Source organism: Haloarcula sp. NS06, from assembly GCF_051122755.1.
In the GTDB taxonomy this organism is placed as follows: domain Archaea; phylum Halobacteriota; class Halobacteria; order Halobacteriales; family Haloarculaceae; genus Haloarcula.
Window position 1 is genome coordinate 2,919,241 of the sequence record NZ_CP184844.1, and the last position, 19,665, is coordinate 2,938,905.

At 47.1% G+C, this 19,665-nt stretch carries 13 protein-coding genes and 2 pseudogenes; 10 read left to right on the forward strand and 5 right to left on the reverse strand.

Translation table 11 applies throughout. The features are described from left to right. Positions 1-178: 178 nt before the first annotated feature. Entirely contained in the window at positions 179-1,147 is a 969-nt protein-coding gene (locus ACODNH_RS18880) for a hypothetical protein (protein WP_434530810.1), read from the reverse strand. A 794-nt stretch (positions 1,148-1,941) separates the two neighbouring features. Here ACODNH_RS18880 and ACODNH_RS18885 point away from each other — a divergent pair. The 4 genes from ACODNH_RS18885 (at position 1,942) to ACODNH_RS18900 (ending at position 7,175) form a co-directional block, all read left to right on the forward strand. Continuing rightward, positions 1,942-2,541: a metal-dependent hydrolase gene (locus ACODNH_RS18885; RefSeq protein WP_434530811.1), complete on the forward strand. Its 600-nt coding sequence runs from the start codon at positions 1,942-1,944 to the stop codon at positions 2,539-2,541. Between the two features lie 490 nt (positions 2,542-3,031). Then, positions 3,032-4,021 carry a DUF1616 domain-containing protein gene (locus ACODNH_RS18890; protein WP_434530812.1) on the forward strand — a complete coding sequence of 330 codons (990 nt, stop codon included), beginning with the start codon at positions 3,032-3,034 and terminating at the stop codon, positions 4,019-4,021. A gap of 89 nt (positions 4,022-4,110) precedes the next feature. Then, entirely contained in the window at positions 4,111-5,325 is a 1,215-nt protein-coding gene (locus ACODNH_RS18895) for a Cdc6/Cdc18 family protein (RefSeq protein WP_434530813.1), read from the forward strand. A 779-nt stretch (positions 5,326-6,104) separates the two neighbouring features. After that, positions 6,105-7,175, forward strand: coding sequence for a glycosyltransferase family 4 protein (locus ACODNH_RS18900; RefSeq protein ID WP_434530814.1), 1,071 nt, complete (start codon positions 6,105-6,107; stop codon positions 7,173-7,175). A 623-nt stretch (positions 7,176-7,798) separates the two neighbouring features. Here ACODNH_RS18900 and ACODNH_RS18905 read toward each other — a convergent pair. Beyond that, positions 7,799-8,953 (reverse strand): annotated as a pseudogene (locus ACODNH_RS18905) (ISH3 family transposase); the annotation flags it as partial. Between the two features lie 368 nt (positions 8,954-9,321). Further along, positions 9,322-10,320, reverse strand: a complete 999-nt coding sequence (locus ACODNH_RS18910; RefSeq protein WP_434530815.1) for a transposase — start codon at positions 10,318-10,320, stop codon at positions 9,322-9,324. A 438-nt stretch (positions 10,321-10,758) separates the two neighbouring features. Here ACODNH_RS18910 and ACODNH_RS18915 point away from each other — a divergent pair, with 438 nt between their 5' ends. From ACODNH_RS18915 to ACODNH_RS18935, 5 genes and pseudogenes are all read left to right on the forward strand, one after another. Further along, positions 10,759-11,241, forward strand: a complete 483-nt coding sequence (locus ACODNH_RS18915) for a glycosyltransferase family 2 protein (RefSeq protein WP_434530816.1) — start codon at positions 10,759-10,761, stop codon at positions 11,239-11,241. A gap of 82 nt (positions 11,242-11,323) precedes the next feature. Continuing rightward, positions 11,324-12,775 (forward strand): oligosaccharide flippase family protein, encoded by a 1,452-nt coding sequence (locus ACODNH_RS18920; RefSeq protein WP_434530817.1) that lies wholly within the window; start codon positions 11,324-11,326, stop codon positions 12,773-12,775. Positions 12,776-13,081: 306 nt separating this feature from the next. Further along, a pseudogene (locus ACODNH_RS18925) lies at positions 13,082-13,701 on the forward strand (IS6 family transposase). A 306-nt stretch (positions 13,702-14,007) separates the two neighbouring features. Next, on the forward strand, positions 14,008-14,934 hold the full coding sequence (locus ACODNH_RS18930; RefSeq protein ID WP_434530818.1) for an ATP-grasp fold amidoligase family protein: 927 nt from the start codon (positions 14,008-14,010) through the stop codon (positions 14,932-14,934). Between the two features lie 47 nt (positions 14,935-14,981). Beyond that, complete coding sequence (locus tag ACODNH_RS18935) at positions 14,982-16,505, forward strand: hypothetical protein (RefSeq protein ID WP_434530819.1); 1,524 nt, start codon at positions 14,982-14,984, stop codon at positions 16,503-16,505. Here the strand turns inward: ACODNH_RS18935 and ACODNH_RS18940 are convergent. Further along, on the reverse strand, positions 16,495-17,688 hold the full coding sequence (locus ACODNH_RS18940) for a glycosyltransferase family 4 protein (protein WP_434530820.1): 1,194 nt from the start codon (positions 17,686-17,688) through the stop codon (positions 16,495-16,497). The genes ACODNH_RS18935 and ACODNH_RS18940 overlap by 11 nt on opposite strands. A 166-nt stretch (positions 17,689-17,854) precedes the next feature. On the opposite strand from ACODNH_RS18940, the gene ACODNH_RS18945 reads away from it, so the two are divergent. Beyond that, entirely contained in the window at positions 17,855-18,997 is a 1,143-nt protein-coding gene (locus ACODNH_RS18945; RefSeq protein ID WP_434530821.1) for a glycosyltransferase family 4 protein, read from the forward strand. 324 nt (positions 18,998-19,321) lie between these two features. On the opposite strand, the gene ACODNH_RS18950 is transcribed toward ACODNH_RS18945, so the two are convergent. After that, complete coding sequence (locus tag ACODNH_RS18950) at positions 19,322-19,660, reverse strand: hypothetical protein (protein WP_434530822.1); 339 nt, start codon at positions 19,658-19,660, stop codon at positions 19,322-19,324. Positions 19,661-19,665: the final 5 nt, after the last annotated feature.

The window sequence follows — 19,665 nt, forward strand, 5'->3', positions numbered from 1 at the left end:
CGTGTTGAGGTCATACGTGGGTTCGGCCGATACCCGTAGAGCCCATTGGAAAGAAATTCCAGCTTTACTCACTGTAGGTGAAAAATCGGGTGAATAGCGTATCGAAGATGCTGACAACGCTATATCACCTCCTTACTGCGTTTTTGACAGAGGTCTCAGTGCCCGCCATCAGTTTAACTTAGCGATATCCGAGCATCTCAAGTTGCTTTTCGACTTTTTGTTCAGTATTGCCGTCCACAGTTGTCGGTTCTATATGAGTCGTATATTCATTTTGGCCTTGGCCTGTTGTTTCGACCCATGGAACCTTTCGTAGCTGTGGAAGAGGAAGCATTGGGTGTGCGTAGATGCCAAATTCACCAAATGACTCACCATGGTCGGATGTGATAACTATCTTATCGGCATCAATATCCGTGATGATTGTTTCAACGCTCTCCAGTCCGAAAACGAGTTCTTCTATGTACGCGTTCCAGACCTGTTCTTTAGAGGTGCCACTTTTTAGGGCGTTCCATGGATCATTCTCTATATCGTTTAGTGGTCGATTCTGTTTAACTGAACGCGCCCCATATGGTATGTGTGGCGGGAGGTAGTGCACAATCATCCGGCTGGCGCGTGTGGATCGCCATGTCGATATCGCACGGTCTGTTACAGCGTATGGCATCACAGTCCCACTGAACGGGTTCTTTGGTCCGTATCTCCACACCTCGTCGAATTCGCAGAAGTGGTGGGGTTCAACAGTATCCCAATTTGTGAATCTTTTTGAAAACTCCGGCCAGTTTGGTTCAGCCTCGTGCCGTAGCCCCCACCTACTTGTGGGGTTTGCTGTTACCAGTGCTGTATTTCTGATCTCGTCTATGTTTTCAGTTGTGAACGTATGGGCAACCCACTCACGCGTTGCACTTCCTCGGGACCATACTGTCGTTCCAGAGTCGAGGAACTCATACTCCGACGCCACTTGATCCATCGCGTCTGCCCTGCACGTGTCAAGAATTAATAGAACATCCCATTCACGGTCGAATATATCGACACCGTGAGGGACCCAGGATGAGGAAATCTTCAAAAGAGCATCCGCTAATTGCTCTAAACGCGCTTTTTTTGGGATTCGACTATTAATGGCGCTCGAGAAATATTGGAAGGGTGTCGTCACCATACTTCTTAGATGTAATATAAAAATAAATCTCCCCCGACATATAGTTATATACGCTTTTGATCGGTGTATTATACGTACTACTCAAATTTGGGTAGATGATAGACCGTAGACTCAGCCTTCGTCCTATATTTCTTTGAATTTTGCTCTGCTGATATCCTGTTCAAGCCTTGCGGTTTCGTATAGCGGCTAGTTACTAGGGCCTGTTCATAAACGGCCAAGAGAGAACATCCTTCACATATTATCGATGAAGGTTTTCACCAAGACATTTGAACTAGGTAGGAGCAACCGATAGACCACTTCTATTCAATCTCATTGAGTCGCTTATTCAGATATTTAGTATCCTTTCAATGCCCTCGGAATTCTCGCTGTGTGGGATCTATAAGTCCAGAACTCTCTTTGCTGGTAAATCGCAATTCCCAAGCTGGGGAGACTGAATGTCATTCTCAGTGTCAGTCTCGTCACCGGTCCCGGTGTCAATATTAGAAACGTCGTTGGTATCGGTTCTACCACCGATACCCACAGGCGCTTCGCTTCCCCCAAGCTTTTGTTAATTCGATGTGATATATGTCAAGCATAGCCGCACCTCAACAAATATCGTGCTACTATGTGGAACTGATAAGCTACAATACCCCTGTTCCGACACAGCGGAGAGCGTGAGAATATAGTGAATGCCTTCAGATCAATAAACTGCTGATTAGATTAAACGACCGGTATTTTTGAGACTCGGAAACCAAATTCGCTTGCTTAGTGTGCTAGTATTGATGTTGTATCTTACCAAATGTTGATTCAGCGGTATGCTACCTCACGCACACCTTGCTTTTGCATACATAGCTTTTTCATCGTACGCTCATTCTGCCTTCCGTCGTGCTCCCGGCCAGCGTGAAGCCCTTGCAATCCTCGTTGGTTCTCAGTTTTCAGATATTATTGACAAACCCTTGATATTTCTTGGGGAGCCATTTGTGAGTGGTCGGACTGTCGCCCACTCAGTACTGGTAGTGTTCCCCGCTATTTTTATCCTGACCCTCATCTGTCGACAGTATATCCAAGATGGGAAGATAGCTTTTGCATTCGGGCTGAGCTGGATTTTACAACCGTTTGTAGATGCGTCGATATTTATCATCCACGGAACAGTGGCACGAGATTTCATCGAGATATCATTCTTAGTTTGGCCCTTCACCATACCTGCTGATAATATCGTTCAGATGTTATCGAATATCAATTACGTTGAGACAGCAATTCAACAGAAACCAGTCTGGATGGCACAGAGGGTACCGAAAAAACAGAATCTTCGAAACTGGATCCGTACTTTCGAGATACTCATAACCATCATATTTGCAATATTTTGGTACCACGATGGGGCCCCAGGCATAGACCTGCTCAAATCCGTTCGCTGACCTTCGGAGTGTTTTTATCTATGATTTCGGCTGGAAAATATAGGATAAGTATAGACATGATTATAAAAACAGCTGTCGATAGCAATACACGCCTAGTAGTATTAGCATTCGAACATTTACAGTGCGGTTAGGAGGATAGTCATAGTAGCGCCGATGATGATACGTCTATAATTGTCTGAATCGGCAATTTCTACACTATACACTCCTGAGAAACTGGAGCGCAAATACGGGGTACGCCGTGTATGTAAGTAGCCTCGGGTGCTGCACCGACATATACAAAGGTTACGATAAGTGGGTGTTCATCATAATATTGAAACGGTTTTTCAGAGGGAAATCATCGATTTTTATGCAGAGGGTTACTTCCGGGCGCAGCAGACCGCTGCTACATACGTTTCTGTGATTGGTGGTCCACGGTCAAGCTCATGATGAATCAAAGTGCTTGTCTTCAGGAGGAGAATACTCTTATTTCAGAAGGATATGAATAATAGACATGCTGTCACTCTTTGAAGAAGAGGAGTGGGACCCAATCATCTTATCTGACCTCATCGCTGTTGCTATTTTTACCCTGGTAACTGGTCTGTTTGTGTTTGTTCCACCACTGGATCAAACTCCAATACGGCCCATATTCGCACTAATATTTCTTCTATTTGTTCCAGGATATACTATTGCTGTTGCGCTCATACCTCAAGCCAGGCGGAAGAGCGCCGAGAACCAGGCCGCTGGGATGACCGATACGGTCTTAGAATATCTTGTGTTCGCGTTCGGAATTAGTGTTTCACTCCTGATCTTGGTGGCGCTCGCTTTGGGATTGAGACCTGGAGGGATTAATCCGGTTTTCATATATAGTTCACTAGCGCTCATTACCGTGACCTGCCTCCCGATTGCAGCGGTACGGCGATTCAGTGTTCCACCAGAAGACCGGACTCAACCGATACTTTGGGAGGTTACCCGTAGGACGAGTTCAAAATTCTCCACCGAGCAGGCAACTCCTAAGCTAGCTCTCAATATTGCATTGGTAATTATGCTCATTATCACACTAGTTTCTGCTGGTGCCGGGTTCGGTGAACAGCGGGACGCTGATATTACAGAGTTCTATCTTCTATCTGAAAATAGTGATGGGGAATTTGTGGCGACAGACTACCCATCTTCGCTTACTCGCGGTAGTCCCGAACTTTTTGCTCTTGGTATCAACAATCAAGAAGGCGAGACAATTGAATACACCGTAATTGTCCTTTTACAGCGGTTTGCAGATAGGAATGGAACGGAGATACTTGTCTCAGAAACCGAATTACAGAGAGTCAGTAGTACCGTTAGAAATGGAGAAACTGTGCAGATAAATATCTCAGTAACGCCAAAGGCCTCCGGCTCAAACTATCGGCTGACTTATTTACTCTATGTTGGGGAGCCGCCATCTGATCCAACTGTGAATAATGTTTATCGGGAGGTACACCTCTGGGTCGACATTGAAGACGCTCCGTAGTCCCAGTAGTGCTCATCTATACCCTTCTCCAATTCACTTGTTTCTTGATCGCCACGGTTATCACAGAGATGGTTCTGATAAGGTAGATCATGTCTGGCTCGAATGAGGACGATAATATCTTCAAAACTGGCGGCATATTTGCTAATAGGGAGTTGGTTCGAGTCGGCCACGTCCCTGATCTAGAGCGGGTCGTCGGCAGAGACGACGAAGTCAATGCTATCGGGCAAGCACTCGGTCCGGCAACGGTCGGCGGCCCACCGGAGAGTACGATCATATATGGGAAGACCGGGACCGGAAAGTCACTCGTTGCGAGGTGTGTGTCTCGTGAGGCGCACTTTGAGGCACAAGCTAATGACGTTTCGTTTCAGCAGGCGTATGTCGACTGCTCCGATTATCAGACCGATGCCAAGGCAAGCCGGGAAATGGCGCGTAAACTGGCGGCGAACCTCGACGCAGATATCGACGTCCCGCGTGTCGGGATCGGAGCCGCCGACTACCGTGACATCACTTGGGACCTGCTTGCGGAGTACGATATTAACTCACTTGTCGTGATTCTCGATGAAATCGACAAGCTAGACGACGAACTGTTACGCAGCCTCTCCCGAGCTCGAGAGAGCGGGAAGGCGGAGGCCCACGTCGGTGCTATCTGTATCAGCAACAAAATCGAATATCACGAGCGGTTGAGCGAACGCATCGACTCCAGTCTTCAGGAGAATGAACTCGTCTTTGATTCCTACGATACCGGCCAGTTACGGGCGATTTTGGAAAACCGGACAGACGCTTTCAAACCAGACGTGTTGGAGCCCGACGTGATCCCGAAGGTCGCGGCCCTCTCAGCCAAGGAACACGGGGATGCACGGAAAGCGATCGATACGCTGTACGAAGCTGGCCGTCTCGCTGAGAAACAGGGGACAGGAACAGTCACAGTCTCACATGTCGATGACGCCGTCCAGCGAGCAGAAGTGAACCGTTTCGAGAAACTCGTTCGTGGAACGACGCCACATGTGAAATACATTCTCCGAGCGCTGGCGCTACTTACTGTCGACAACCCAGAACAGGAGGCGTTTCGAACCCATCAGATCTATACGCTCTATCTGAAGGTCGCGGAGCAGGCTGGAGCGGATCCGCTCTCCGAGGATCGCGTGTACCGACTGCTGAAAGAACAGTCGTTTCTCGGGGTGACTGAATCGAATCATACAGGGGGCGGACAGGGTGAAGGGAGCTACTTGGAACATCGGCTACTTCGAGACCCAGAGGTCGTCATTCAGGCCATTGATAGCTCAACGAAGGGCGGGGACCCATGACGGTACTTCACTCGTTACGAGGTGTGTGGGTCAGCTTCGGTCACGGCACGCTGGGTCAGTCGTCAACTGTACCGGCGACAGGACGGGACTAAGGATCACAATGTGTTCGCTGCTGTCGTGACGACACAGACGTCCGTCATGCCGGCCTGCTATACACGATTTCGGCAGCCAACAGAGGATGTCTGGGGGACCCGGCTCTCACCACTTGGTGTCCGAGTGACTTACTGAGGAGTTGCAACGGCTACAGGAAGCAAAGTCTGTTTCTTGTCTTACACCGCTCAAGGGATAGCGGACTATCACAGTCAAAGTTCGGCGAAAAACCCGGACTAAGTGACTCTCACGAGGTATATTGTCGGTGAGCACTAGTTGAATTGGGCTGCTTCCAGGTGGTACTGGACACTCCAATACACACAAACTGGCAGTATTCTACGAGCACTTCAGTACAAACGAGGCGCGTAAGCTGTTGGAGAGATTTGAATTTCGGCTCACGCCAAGGTTCAGGGATGACTCAGCATAGTGGAGCTCAAATTCAATCACCTCCAGCACAAGTACTCTGATCAGCGTATTCCCAGAACGGTGACACTCCACAAGGAGGTCGCCGCGTGAAAGGACTCTCTAAGTGCCGAGGATACCGACATCAACCATCAATCTACCTTGGAATACGTATGGGTTAAACTCCAACGACTTTACTCACCAACTGGGGAACCCATAGATCGGGTAGGCATCATCTTAATGAGGGAAGAATGGAAACAGTTCAGTCGGAGTTATGAAATAAAAGTATGCACTTTCTCGTCATAACCAGAGAGTGGCCAGGATATACTTTGGGTGGCATATCATATCACCTAAGCAATATGTACCAAAGTGTTGTCAACATGGGTCACAAAATAACTGTTATTACTGGTGTTTGCCCACAAAGTAGAGATGAATTATTAGATGATAAGCCACCGACTGAAGAATTATATAAGCTACAATTTGGACATAGGAAAGGACACTTCGTTTTGTTTCCTGTTGCATTGAAAGCGTTTCTTTCTGATTTTGACTTTGATAATTTTGATGCTTGTGTCACCCACACAGAAATTCCCTATCATATCCCTCTACCGACCGTATCGAAACGGCACGACTGCTATCAAGAGACAAAGGCATATATACGTTCAGGACTCCCCCTGCATGAATCGATAGGGGATCGCCTTCTGGAGCCTTTACGTAAGGTTATTTATAACCGTTCTTTGGACATGTCGGATCACTTGATTTTTAATAGTAAACTTTGCCGAGAAGCATGGGCAGAGCACTACAACCTCGAGACTCCTTCTACGATCTCACATAACGGAGTTGATACAAACCGCTTCTATCCGGACCCTGGGTCACTGGACAATGAGTACATCCTGTTTGTTGGGAATTCTGAACGTAAGGGGCTATCTAAAGTAATTGAATTCGCAGAATCAACAGATAACTCTGTGATTATGGTAGGACCCTCTCAGATAAATAGTCAGAGTGTAAAAGCAGTTGGTCGAGTTAGTCCTGAAAAGCTTCGACGTATCTATTCAGACGCTGCAGTCACCGTTCACCCTACAGGATTTGAGGCATTTGGTAACGTTGTTCTTGAGTCGGTTGCTTGTGGCACACCCGTTGTTACTACTGATCGATGTGGAGCAGCCGAATGCCTGCCGAGTAGTTGCTGTATCACAACAAACGATTTGATTAGTGGGGTAGAATCGGCTCGGGAATTGGAAGAAAAGAATTGTGTTGAAGCCGCTCAAAATCTCACTTGGAAATCCCCAGCCAAAGACTTGGTTGAGGTTACAGAAGAGTTAGTCAGGGATATTACAGAACCATTGGAACGCCTTGGCTGAAATCTCTTCGGGGAGGCACCTGTTCGTAGCTGGCAATCAAAATCATTAGCTGCAAGAGACAGACCGAGGCACACGCGTTTTCGCACGAATACTCAGATGGATGTCGTCTTGAGGCTGCAACCTTTGCCCGCGCCAATCGTTCTCCAATGATTGTTTTCTCTTCCAACACTAACTATTTCGCCTTCGCCTCAACGTGATCAATTTGATGCGGAATGCTATCTTCGACCCTATAATTAGTGTCGAGTGGATGATTAGTTCTTTTACATCGTGAGAAGCAGCCGGCACGAGGGCCATCTTGTTGTGGTCATTGCACCGCTCATATATATCAACCAATCATAAACAAACATATACGTCTATATCTTATCTGCCTGCTTTTGCTGTGTGACGGCCGCTGCAATCGGAATTTTTCCTCTGTCGAAGTGATTATATAATCGTAGCCATAGTCGGTAGTTCCCATCGTTCCTGATTGCTGACTCGATATCTGGTACAGAATAGACGAGATCAGTGGAACCGATTCAGTCAGTCGAACAAAGACGGCGGTCTCACGATAGTGAGAGTGCCGTCACCGAGATAAGAGCTATAGCCATCGCTCAGCAGAGGGCTGGCGGTGGACGCGGACGGTTTCAGCCCGCGTCCAGCTGGCTGTAAGTCGGCGGGATACCGACCTGGTTGGTCGGTGCTTCCCACTTCCGACGTAACGTTTCGTCGAGTGCATGGTCAATCCACTCTCGGAATACCTCAAAGCGGAACCAGACAGGGAGTGCTCGCCCGCCGCGCCGCGGCGTGGCGAGCACGCCCCACCGAACGATGAGCCAGATATTCCGCAACAGGAAGCTCACCAAGATATACAGCAACCGCACGGCCGGATCGGTCGTACTCGTCCGTGCACGTGCTTGACGCATCGTCCGGAAGGCTGTCTCGATAGATGAGCGCTGCTGATAGAGGGTTTCGACTTCCTTGGACGTGCGATCGGCCAGATCGCACGCCACGTAAGCCCGAACGAGCAAGCCGTGTTTGTCTCGGTTCCCCTGCTGATAGGAGACGCAGACCGCGAGCGGGAAGCGAAGTTCCCGCTCGCTCCCCTTGTACATCACATACTTCGTCCAGTAGGAAACGGTCGTGTCCAGTTTTTCGGCCATCTGTTTCCCCCGTCGGATGACTGGGAGAGCGACTGATGCGGCAGCATCCAGTCGCTCGATAGATGCACCGTCGTAGAAGCCACGGTCAGCGAGGAGTACAGCGACATCGAATGGTAGGGCCGCGACGTGGTCGAGCAGTCGCTCAACCGCGTCGCTTGTGGGCTCGTCGCCACGGACAGGCGTGACTGCAACGATCAGAGGTTTGGCTCGGCAGAGGGCGAACCCGGCGAGGTAGCGATGGCACTGCGAGGTGCCATCGCGTGGTTTCGAGTGATAGAGTTCGCCAGCTTCAGCGTGTGGACAGCCGTGGTAGTGAATATCAACGAAGTCGAGGCAGATGATCCTCGGGCTGGGGCTGAGGATCATCTCCGCCTGTTGAACGAAGAGGTTGTTGACGATAGCTTCGAGTTCCTCAGGTGGGACGGTGTGCAGTTGTGTGAGCGTGTAGTCGTCGGAGTAAGTTCCACAAGTGGTGTCGGTGACAGCTTTGACAGACTTCTGGTCAACAGCAGCTTGGAGGAGCGTCTGGCGAATGATCCCGGAGTCGAAGGCTGCGGCTTCGACTCCGGGGATCGGTATTTCGTCCAGTAAATCAAGCGCTAAGGTTTCAAGGTCAGAAGCCGTAAGAACGGTGTCTGGTTAATAGAGAAATCTCATAATCACCCAACCAGACGTTCTCTAAGAATCTAACTTCGTCAGTCGTGATTATTGGCTATCTTGATGGGAACTACCGATAGTCATAATTGCCCTCGTCTTCGTCACTCTACCCGTATTTATACTCACATCTTCGTTCTCCGTGTCGTCTGATTTGTTCGACTGCAGTTCCGCGTGGTGTCGACATTATCTGGATGGGCCCGCGTACTTGTTGAGTTGATTCGGAAGGTCTTGTTGAGCATACTACCGTCTGCGACCTATTCAACGAATACTGAATGTGTTCTCGGCAACTAGCGCAAAGTCAATAAGAACCGATGAATCAACTACTAGAAGAGCCTGTCATAGAATCCATCTCATAGCTTGAGCTTCTCGCGGCCAGGGTTATCGCCCCGCTCAAAGCTGGTGATTGCAACGACGAGCCGGAGACACAGCGCAACGAATACTTCTGTTCGTGCGTGGACGCGGCCTCGGGCGCGGACGTGCCCGAGGCCGCAATCCTTGACTGCGTCGTTAGTTCGTTCGACTCCTGTCCGGCTGTTATACGTCTCGTCCAAGATAGATTGTTTCAGCTGAACGTCCTCGCTGTGTTCCTCGATTCGGTCTTCGACCCTGTACTCGATGTCCTTCGGGTCGTCAGTGTTTCGCGGATTGTATGGAGCGATTGGCACGACCCCTGCGGCCAGCAGGTGGTCGTGCCAATCGAGGATGTCGTAGGCGCTGTCTCCGAGCATCCAGACCGGTGTATCGACGGCGAGCGCGTCACGCGTGACGCGCATCGCCGTCTCTTGATCTGCTTGTTTAGCCTGTGTGAATTCCGCCGCAATTGGGATCTTCGCGCCGGTTGAGGCGATTGTACAGCCGAAGCCGTAGTAGTACTCTTCGGCTGTTGGATCGTAGTTCCACGATGCGGCGTCGTTGTGTTGGATCGCTTCGACGTGAGTCGAATCGATGGAGTACGTGGAGTCGAGCAGGCCGCGGGCGGCGGCCTGCTCGACGAGTCTGTTGAAGACATCGTCAACGACGTGTTCGAGATCAGTGAGAAACCGGTCAATGGTGTCTCTGGATGGCGGTTTGTCGAGACCGCAGTAGTACCAGACAAGGCTGTGTTGGAGTTCTCGTGTGACTGGACGAGTGCCGTAGACATCCTCGTAGTAGCAGTGTAGAAAGCCGCGAAAGAGGTCTGGTGGTTTGTGAACTCGTGTTCGCCCCCGCTTCGAGGGGGCGAACACGTCGTAATCCAGCAGAAACTCGAACTCAAGATGCTCGAACAGCGGTACCGTCTCGGTAGCCGCTGCATTCAAGAACTCGTTGACCGAAGCTACGTTTTGCAGGGCTTTGGAGCTGGTGGACACAGTTTCCAAACCCTGCTGCTTCGCACGTGACGCTTTCTATGACAGGCTCACTAGAACGGAACACCATCCAACCTACACTATCGCTAGATCAATTCATCGCGGAGTTCCCTGATGACCACTGTGGTGGCATAGACGTCTCGAATGAAAATACAGAATACTCCCTTTGATACTTCTGTTGCCCCGTGTTCTTGTTCTAACCCTCAACCTGCGGAACCGAACACGGAGGACTGCTATCGGACGATAAGGATACTCGGATAGCGCCAACGGACATATGTGCGTCTAGAATATGCATCTGAGAGAAAGATGGCCTAGAGTTTGTGGCGCTCGTCATTCACCTGTCATTCTCTGCTCACTGGTGTGTTATCCTTTCTATGATAGCCTCAAACATGGATGGCTACGTAGAGATAGTTTTACACCATCCTAAGATTACAATTGAATATGGCTTACGAGGTAGTTATTCCAAGTATTAAAGATGAAGTAATGACACTCAACTCGGTTCCAGAACAGATACCCACCCACGTGGTTAGGGAAGGGACTCTCAATGAAGCGAGGAATAAAGGTGTCAAAATGTGTGAGTCAGATATTGTCGTCATTTTAGATGATGACATCTCATTTTCTAAATCAACATTAACTGATGTAGTAGAATTAGTTAATAAAAACACATTAGTTGGGATGGCTGAGTCAATGATTGGTTTAATTATGGGTAGGGTTATGGCTTTCAACAAGGATCTCTGGCGAGCAGTTGGAGGGTTTGATGAAATACTACGATCACACAATGGTGATACGGACTTCGCTATAAGAGCAGTAGAACAAGGATTTGACTTGCAACGCATTCCGCAGTCTTGGTTTGACCACAAAGAACATCCCCGGTCTGTTACTTGGTTTGATTGGGCCTGGCGATTAGTCTATCTCTCTGCCTAGGCATCCTAAGTGGGCCCCTCGGTTGGTAGACTCTATTGCGTTGAAAGAGTACGCTCCCTTTATACGAGTCTGGGATAGCTAAATGTCCTCAGAAGACGAATTATTATCAACAAATTTTGGACAACAGGTTATCTCTGGCACAACCGCTAGAGTTATAACCGCCGCTATTGGGTTTGTTGGAAGTATTTATTTCGCACGTTTCCTTGGACCTACAGTTTTCGGTGCTGTATCCCTTATTTTAGCCCTCTCTGACTTAGCAGCACGACCCATCCATGGAGTGGGAGCAGCAGCAAAAAAAAGAGTCTCTGAACGCGACTCTTTGAGGGGCCCCCTTCTTACTATACTCCTTGGTGTGAGTGTAGGCTGGTCGATACTAATTACTATTATTTTTATACCCCTAAATAATATCATAAACTCCATGATTTCTGTAGACTATGCGTCTCTATATCTTATAGGGTTAATCGCTGCTACTGGAACTTTTACAATTTTGGGACTTCTTGTAACAGGGCGGGGAAAAGTAAGCGAATTTTTGTGGACTAATGCCATTCGAAAGAGCGGGGCTGTCGCACTACAATTAGCTCTAATTATATCTGGATTCAAAGTTTTGGGCTGGGCTTTAGGGCTTTTGATACCCACTATCGGCTTAATAATCATCTTGATTGCACTGATTGATGCTAAGCCGGCCGTTCCTTCATATTCACTGCTGAGAAGCATTTGGGACTTCGCACGCTTCAGCTCAATAAGTTCTCTTCTCTATGCAGCATACTCACGTCTTGACCTACTTTTAATCGGAGCACTTGTCGGTACAACCGCAGCAGGATACTATAGAGTAGGTTGGCAAATAACTATGCTTAGTATTTTTCTTGCAGAAACTATAAGTGATACAATAATGCCCAAAATTAGTTATTTACACCAAAACGGGAATTCAATTGAACTAGTAGACGAGATTGAAAAGGGGCTGGACTTTGCGCCAATTATATCTATCCCGATCTTGTTCGGGGCGATTGGTATAGGAGGGCCTCTGATAACTATTATTTATGGCGAAGATTTCTCACCCGCTGTATCGTTGGTTATTTTTATAGCATTTATTCGGGTATTTATGTCTCTTTCTAACCCTGTAATGGCAGCGATAGAGGGTATTGACCGGCCCGAAGTTGAGCTGCGGCTAACTACAGTTGGTCTGGTGTTCAATTTATTATTCGGTATTCCTTTGTTATACTTCTTTGGGCCAATAAGTCTCATAATCGTATCCGGCTTTGCTGAATTGATTCGGGTTAGTGGTGGAGTCCTATATCTTATGAGAAAATTTGATGATTTTTCGCCAACCAGCCGCTTACATACTATTCAACTCATCGCCGGAATATTTATGAGTGTATTCCTCATTTTTATTCAAAATTCCATAGTTGTAGATTCGATATATTCTTTATCAGGAATGATTCTTTGTGGTGGATTTCTTTATGCGGTCATACTAATATCTATGAGTAACAGAGTGCGCAATCTAATGCGCGCTGGATTACCTATACCATCTGAATAGATTTTGAAACACACATTCCTTACAGCACCGTGTCAAAGAATACTTTTCACGCCTACTTTCGACACAACTTGGCGGTTAGCTCAGTTATACAGAACCACATTGAGAAAACTTCCAGAGACCCCCAATACGGATGAGAGCTTTCACCCACTTTAGGAAGTCAGTCCGCTGAGTGTTAACATTGATTGTGGCGCTTTCGCACCAATACAACGGAGACTGACGGAACCCAGCGCTGATAATAAAGGCTTTTGAGGAAGTTCACGGGTCGTGTTTAGTTAAGCGTGAAAAGTGAGGCGAGGAAATTTCTTGCTGGTCTATGGCGAAATCGCCCGCCTCAACGGTCATAGAAAATGGATTGATTTGGATTTTATCGAGCGCGAGCGGACACCCAAGTCGGCGATGGCGTTGGGTATTCAATCGCACGTTGCGGGACATTCGTTGTCGAATACCGTCGAATTACTCAACTCGCTGGGTGTCCAACGCAGTCGAAAAGCGGTCCATGATTGGGTTCAGAAAGCCGATCTACAGCCAGAATCTGGTAAGTCTCCGAATCAGACTGCGCTAGACGAAACAGCGATTCGAATCAACGATCAGCAATTCTGGCTGTACGCCGCTGCCGGTCCGCAGTCGAACGAACTGCTTCACGCCTGACTGTTTGCGACGACTACTACCCTCACAGAAATTTTCCTATGCGAACTTCGGTAAAAACACGATATCGAAACTGCCGTCTTTCTCGTCAATGGCGCTCAACACCTCCAAGCTGCACTTCAACGATCTGGACTACGATTTCAAATATGCCGCCACGGAAATCGGAACGCTGTCGAACGGATTTTTCGAGAGTGGAAGCGTCGAACCTCGTCGTTTTCGGACTGCTTCAGTCACGTCGACCGGAGACCGCCGAAAACGGGTTACAAGGCTTCGTTCGCTGACGAAATATCAATAATTGAATATTACTGGTTCTCGGATAGACAGCACCATCTCTTCGCCACAGCGATTGACGTAGCTTCGACATTGTGTTTGTCGATAGTAAGCCAGTGCCGGTGTCCCGCTATCAACCTAAACGGCCTCACAGTCGCCATTAGGATATCTGTTTCCGAGATTTTGATTTTGCCGATCGTAGAGAAGAGCGAAGCCAGTGCATATATGCTGAGACACGGTTGGCTGATTATTATACAGGCTCTACAGCAGACTTTATTGTAATCCACCTAAACATAGCTAATATCCAATCCGGAACTATGCTCCCTAAAATATCAAAGTCGGCTGACATACTACGGAAGCAAGGAACAAAACATCTAGCTAAAGAGATTTGGGCTTACTGTCTACAGAGTGAAGACTTAGCCCGGAAATTAAAGAAGGTAGTTGGGAAGGAGAAGTATGAACAGATTGTTATGTTTCCGCTCTTGGGTTATTGGCCGCGCTTAGAGTTTCCGCAAACATTTAATGAAAAAATCTCCAACCGGAAACTCCATACAGATAATGATCTATACACAAAATTATCAGACAAGTATGCGGTTAGAGAATACGTGAGAGACAAAGTTGGAGATGAGATCCTCAACGAAGTATATTGGGTGACTGAAGAGCCCCAAGATATACCTTTCGAAGATCTCCCTAACAAATTCGTAGTCAAAAGCACGCATGGCAGTGATATGATTAACATTGTTGATGATAAGAGTACTGTAGATTTTGACGAAATCATATCTGAATGTGAGAACTGGCTTCAAACTGAGTTTGGATCACCAACAAATGAATACTGGTATCAAAGGATCGATCCGAAAATAATTGTAGAAAATAAAATACAGTCTGACAAGTACAAGGTTCCAGTCGATTTTAAATTTTTTGTATTTCATGGTCAAGTTGAATGCATACAAGTCGACGTAGGCAGGTTTGATGAGCATTCTCGCTGCATGTACGGCCCAGACTGGGAACTTGAGGACTATACGATAAAATACCCCAAAGGAAAGGGAGCTGATGAGCCTGAAATGCTAGATGAAATGATTGGGATAGCAGAGAAGTTGGGAGAGGACCTGGAATTTGCAAGAGTAGATCTATACCAACCTAAAAGCGACAAAATTGTTTTTGGTGAAATAACTCTCTCGCCCGGCGCAGGATACGAATGGTTCTCTCCACCAAAATATGACTTTATATTGGGATCATACTGGTGAAATGAGAAATTATAGCACACTAAAATAACATGTCCGCACAATCATCAATGAGAAAGAAAACAAGCATAATAGTTCTTATTATCATAGGAATTATTCCTCTAATAATGAATGAATCATTAGGACACTCTGCATACTATCGAGACGCCTTTTTTTATGCTGACAAGGTAGTTGCAGAGCAGATTCTAGATTATGGGTCAGTTCCACTAAATCCTGATGCACAAGTTTCAGATGCAGATCTCCGTTATTGGGGTAAAATCACATCCCGCCATTCGCAGCCTGTTCTTCCTATTTTTATGGTCATCGGAAATTTAGTTACCGGACTACCATTATATGTATTTCACAGTCATATTCCGTTGTATTTTATACTGGGTGGATTTTACTACATTATCTCAAAGAATTTTGCTTCGGCAAAGACCTCTATTCTTGTTGGAATAATTGGAGCTACAATAACAAATAATCCTATGAATTCTGGAGGCAGACTAATTAACAAGATATTGCTTCTCTTCTTGATCTGGTCAATAATCTATTGTTTCACTCATAAAGACTTTCATCGGGTAAGCTCTGTCTTTGTGCCAACTTCGTTGATAGCCCTCTTGTTTTTGTATCCGCGCCGTTTCATACAAGGGGCAACACTTGTTCTTCTTACATCTATTAGTCTATCCATAATGAGGCGGCGTAAGTTGCTGATTGGATCGTGCGTTTCCATTGTTGGGACGTGGGTTATTCTAGCTGTTCCGTTCAATGTATATTCTTATTATCTCATAACTGTATTCTCCAAACTGAGTAGTCTCGGTGGGAATGTTTCATCAGATGTTTCACCTAATCGGGTTCTTTCTACTCCAAATTATAATTTATTGCCAATAGTTCCATTATTTCTTTTAGGTGTTATTGGCGGGATTGTTGTAATAGCTGGGTTAGTTAAATATCGGACAGGTGAGAGTGAAATTCGACTTAAACAAGTACCACTTTTCCTTTGGGGAATTAGTATCACTTCTCTTGTATTTATGCAATTTGCTGTAGGATCCTCCTGGTTAAGCGGGAGATATGTTTCTACCTCCCTGCCTCTAATAGTTATAGCAGCCTCAGTCGGTGTAAAGGCAATAGATAAGAAGAGTGGGTTTAATCTAGCTAAGGGTTTGTTGGGGATTATAGTGATTCTTTCTCTAGTTTCGTATGGTCTTGTTGCCTCGTCAGCTTGGGTCAACATCCATACATATTCTAATGAGGATGTAGCGACAGCACAGTGGGCTTCATCGTATTCACAGTCAGAGATTAGATCTGATATGGCGGGGTCCGCGTTAGTGGTTCCTAAATCTGAAGCCACCTATCCTCTAAATAAGGAAAATATGAACGAGACATTTTATGATATAAACGTGAAGGAGCCACGGCATAGAGAGATTTTTATATTCCATACAGGTATGTACCAAGATGGGCTCTATTTGCCTCCGTATCCTCGTGAACCCGTATCTTATCGGTGGTTTGAATCGACTACTGCATCGAAAAATATAGTATACAGCAATCGCAAAAGTAAGATTGTGTGGGCAAGCCCAAGACGGTCAGTCACAGATTAGAATATATAATCTCTAACTCCTTTCCTGCATTTTGATAGTGCTGCTCCTTAGCATAAGATGAAACCCCTTTCTTCGGATATTTTTGATTCTCTTCAAGAAAATAAGATATATTTTCCATCAAACTCTCGACGGACCCGGTCTCGAACGTTTGACCCAGCTGATTTTGCTCTATTGTCGTACCAATATCTGAGCTTTCAGGTCCAATTATGTGCTTATTTGCCATACAAGCACGTCTAAGTGAGGACGAAATTCCTTCTTGATTTCGATAAGGAAGTACTAAGCAATCTGCGGCTATAAAATAGAGATCAACCTCATTCTCTGGTATATATTCTAGTCGAGATTTTATGTTCACCTCTGAGTTGGTATTGGTCTCCACAACATCTCGCTCAGTTATCTCTCCAGGCTTTCCTGCGAACAAAAATGTGCTCGGCTGTTTGATCATCTTCGCTGCATCTAACAGTATGTCTGGTCCTTTTTCATGTCTTAAGGTTCCGAAAAACAATAATACTGGATCTGGTGATTCTATGCCAATTTTTTTTCTTGCCTCCCGCTGTGAAACATCTTGCTGTATTGGTGGCGTAGGATTAGGGACTACTCTAACGGAGTTATGTTCAATTCGATGGAATTTTCGAACGGTTCTCTGTTTCATTTGCTCTGAATGAACGAGCAATCTGTCAATGGTTTCATCAGCCACAAGTTTCTCTGTGGCGTACTTTGTTACTCTTCTTGGCGGGTGTCGTAATATATTTTTAGCTGTTTTATTACTAAGGACGGTATCATTCTTGAATTTTTGAAATGGATCAGTCCGATGGATTGTTGCAACAATCGGAAACGGAGGGTTTTCTCTGGTTGACGTAAATAAAAATGGTATCTGAAGCTGGTCAAGGCTGGGTATGTGGAGGACATCTAAATCTATATTAGAATCAAATATCTCAGTAAAGCACCTATGCCTATAAAAAAGCGACTCAATATAGGATTGTATCGGTGACTGCTTCTCGTTGGGTGACGAAGGGAGCAGACAAACAGTCATTCTCTCTATATCCTCAAATTCTCCGATAAATTCGTGATCTTTTGGAGTGAATAGATGTACATTATGACCTAATTCAGTAAGTGATTTAATAGTCCATTTCGTATGGGCAGTATGGTGGCCTAACCATCTTAAACTTACAATGCCAATATCCATTTATGTGCCATAAATTCTCTTTAGGTCTAAATCCTTGCGAAATTAGATTTGATTTACACGAACTATAGACCGCCGTATAAAATATTTTAAATGTGTATAAAATCGGATTGGTATCGGATAAGATTTTAATAAGAGTTTGAAATTTGAGAGTATACAACATAGCATAATGCGAATAGCCTACGTCAGTAACGTTATTTACCCATTTGTCACCGGCGGCGCCGAGAAGCGAATCCACGAAATCGGCACGCGTCTCACTAACCAAGGCCACGATGTCACAATCTACGGCCGGCACTACTGGGACGGGCCCGATGAAATCACCCATGAGGGAATGACGCTGCGCGCGGTCGCACCCGAAGCAGACCTCCACAACGGAGATCGTCGTTCCATCACGGAAGCCATAGACTTCGCAGTCCGAGCGCTCCCATCCCTCCGCAGGCGTCTCCGTCGCGATGAACACGACATCATGGTCGCCAGTGTCTTCCCGTACTTCCCGGTTATCAGTACGAAACTTGCCACCCTCCGTACGGACACACCATTCGTAACGACATGGCATGAGGTCTGGGGAAACTACTGGGAGGAGTATCTTGGCCACCTTGCCCCATTCGGCAAACTCACCGAGCACGTCACCGCACGCACGCCACAGTATCCGGTAGCGATCTCGTCCATCACGGCCGACCGTCTCGCTGCTATTGGTCCCGCACGGGAGACCATCGAAGTCGTCCCGAACGGCATCGACATCAAGCAGATCAGAAGCGCCCCACTCCCCGAACAGGGCTACGACGTGCTCTTCGCGGGCAGACTCATCGAACACAAGAACGTGGACGTTCTCCTCGAAGCCTTCGACGAGATCGCCGGCGACCACAACAACGCCACACTGGGTATCATCGGTGACGGCCCCGAACGCGAACGCCTAGAAAGAAAGGAGGAATCACTGACTCACACTGACCGTATAGAATTTCTTGGTTTTCTCGACGATTACGAGGATGTTCTTGGCCATATGCGCGCCGCCGATATCTTTGCATCTCCGAGTACCCGGGAAGGATTCGGTATTACCTTCGCCGAAGCGATGGCCGCAGACTGTACTGTCATCGCTGCCAACCATCCTGATTCAGCTGCAGACGAGGTCATTGGCGATGCAGGCTTCCTTGTTAATCCAGCAGTCGAGTCACTGACAGACACACTCGATGTCGTACTACGTGGTAAACGACCACCAACCAATCCCGTCGAACGTGCGCAACGGTACGACTGGGATACGGTCGCCGATCAGGCAGAAACTGTTTATCAGCAGGCTATCGAACATTCTTGCTAATCCATATTTAGTTGTATCAGACCATACTTCAAGCAATCTTGATCGACCCAGTACCGTTCGAACTCTATTATTTCAACTGCTATGATGGCAACATATGCAGTCAGCACCTCAAGCATTCAGAGTATTTTAATCGGAGTCTCTCTATCGGTACCTTTGCAGAAACCGACTATCGGCTCGTCCGTCGCCCTGTCTGGGAGAGCTAACTAATGAACCCCCGAAGAGTGGGCAAGAGTGCAATAGTAGTCACTGGGAATGTTTTAAATGAGAGTCTGAACTAATTTTGTTATAAACCACGTTAACAGTAGACCGACACATAAGCCGACGCTAAGTGCAGTCTACAATCAAGTAGCCACAGTAATCTGCCGCCCCGGCCACAGTCATTCGGGCCGTGCCCGGACCGATAGGGACTGTATCGGCCACGTCTGGCAACCGTTGGCCGACCTTCACCAGTTCGATCCTTGTTTCCACGTCGATGCTAGTCTCACCGAGGACCGTCACGACCAGGTCCACCGCCCGACCGCGAACTACCGGTGCGTCCACGAGCGTCTGCAACTGGGTCTTCCGTGGAGCTGCACACACCCGCTCACGACTGCTTTTTGTGAACTGGACTATCTGGCCGGCGTTCGCTCCACGCCCTGCTAACTCAAATTTTGCTCGGACCATATGGT

Coding starts and splice junctions, on each gene's coding strand:
- ACODNH_RS18915 (WP_434530816.1), top strand. CDS start 10,759: ATGGCTTACGAGGTAGTTATTCCAAGTATTAAAGATGAAGTAATGACA.
- ACODNH_RS18885 (WP_434530811.1), top strand. CDS start 1,942: ATGCTACCTCACGCACACCTTGCTTTTGCATACATAGCTTTTTCATCG.
- ACODNH_RS18880 (WP_434530810.1), bottom strand. CDS start 1,147: ATGGTGACGACACCCTTCCAATATTTCTCGAGCGCCATTAATAGTCGA.
- ACODNH_RS18930 (WP_434530818.1), top strand. CDS start 14,008: ATGCTCCCTAAAATATCAAAGTCGGCTGACATACTACGGAAGCAAGGA.
- ACODNH_RS18940 (WP_434530820.1), bottom strand. CDS start 17,688: ATGGATATTGGCATTGTAAGTTTAAGATGGTTAGGCCACCATACTGCC.
- ACODNH_RS18945 (WP_434530821.1), top strand. CDS start 17,855: ATGCGAATAGCCTACGTCAGTAACGTTATTTACCCATTTGTCACCGGC.
- ACODNH_RS18900 (WP_434530814.1), top strand. CDS start 6,105: ATGCACTTTCTCGTCATAACCAGAGAGTGGCCAGGATATACTTTGGGT.
- ACODNH_RS18935 (WP_434530819.1), top strand. CDS start 14,982: ATGAGAAAGAAAACAAGCATAATAGTTCTTATTATCATAGGAATTATT.
- ACODNH_RS18950 (WP_434530822.1), bottom strand. CDS start 19,660: ATGGTCCGAGCAAAATTTGAGTTAGCAGGGCGTGGAGCGAACGCCGGC.
- ACODNH_RS18890 (WP_434530812.1), top strand. CDS start 3,032: ATGCTGTCACTCTTTGAAGAAGAGGAGTGGGACCCAATCATCTTATCT.
- ACODNH_RS18895 (WP_434530813.1), top strand. CDS start 4,111: ATGTCTGGCTCGAATGAGGACGATAATATCTTCAAAACTGGCGGCATA.
- ACODNH_RS18920 (WP_434530817.1), top strand. CDS start 11,324: ATGTCCTCAGAAGACGAATTATTATCAACAAATTTTGGACAACAGGTT.